Annotated in this window: 1 protein-coding gene; it reads left to right on the top strand. The window is 67.7% G+C overall.

Features of this window, described 5'->3' with window-relative positions:
- Positions 1-36: 36 nt before the first annotated feature.
- Positions 37-362: AMP-binding protein (locus tag EXE44_RS18600; protein ID WP_137718088.1), on the top strand; the 326-nt coding region annotated here is incomplete at its 3' end.

The following is a 362-nucleotide window of genomic DNA, read 5'->3' as shown; positions in this document are numbered from 1 at the left end:
AACGTTCATAGTTCCCGGCCCCGTGGTGTGTAAGGTATGCCAGGCGGACACGCCCAGACCCTGCGACCGTTCATGTGGCGCGCGGAGCGACTGTACCCGGACACCGAGATCGTCTCGCGTACCCACGAGGGGCGCACGCGGCACACCTACGCCGAGTACGCCGACCGGACGGCGCGGCTCGCGAACGCGCTCCAGGACTACGGGATCGAGCGCGGCGACCGCGTCGCGACGTTCTGCTGGAACCACACGCGGCACTTCGAGACGTACTTCGGCGTCCCGAACACGGGCGCGCAGCTCCACACGATCAACCCGCTGCTGCCCGACGAACACATCCGGTACATCGTCGACGACGCCGACGACGA

The sequence above is a fragment of the Halorubrum sp. SS7 genome (assembly GCF_005435055.1).
Lineage (GTDB): Archaea > Halobacteriota > Halobacteria > Halobacteriales > Haloferacaceae > Halorubrum > Halorubrum salinarum.
The sequence above is the reverse complement of the archived record's forward strand: the minus strand, read 5'-3'. Positions and strand labels throughout refer to the sequence as shown.